Here is a 389-nt window from a genome sequence, read left to right as displayed (position 1 = left end):
GCCTCGACCGCGGCGAGCGCCGCCGCCACGTCGCCGCCCGCCTCGACAACGAGAACGTCTTCGGGCGCGCAGGAGCCGAGGTACGAGCGTCCGGTCACGGCGGCCGGCCCCGAATCGAGCCAGAACGAGGCCTCGGCCGAGGCGAGGAGCGCCAGGTAGGCGCGTTCCGGATCCACCCACGGCAGCTCGATCGAGCGGACGTACCGATCCTCCGAGACCACTGGGCTAGCGTAGGCCGTCGTGGACGGCGAGCAGGTGCGGGAGTGGGACGGGCGCGGCCTCGGCCCCGCCGTGGAGGCGCCGACGACTGCGCTCGCCGCGGCCGATTCGTGGCTGGTCGACGAAGGCCGGGTGCGCGGGCTCGATCTGCACCGTGAGCGCTTCCTCGC

1 pseudogene is annotated in these 389 nt (G+C 74.3%); it reads right to left on the bottom strand.

The window, feature by feature from the left end:
• A pseudogene (locus ACH61_RS15870) lies at positions 1-221 on the bottom strand (hypothetical protein); the annotation flags it as partial.
• Positions 222-389 lie beyond the last annotated feature (168 nt).

The organism is Rathayibacter tanaceti (assembly GCF_001634385.1).
Taxonomy (GTDB): Bacteria; Actinomycetota; Actinomycetes; order Actinomycetales; family Microbacteriaceae; genus Rathayibacter; species Rathayibacter tanaceti.
Note: the sequence above shows the minus strand (reverse complement) of the source record. Positions and strands in the feature narration are given on the sequence as shown.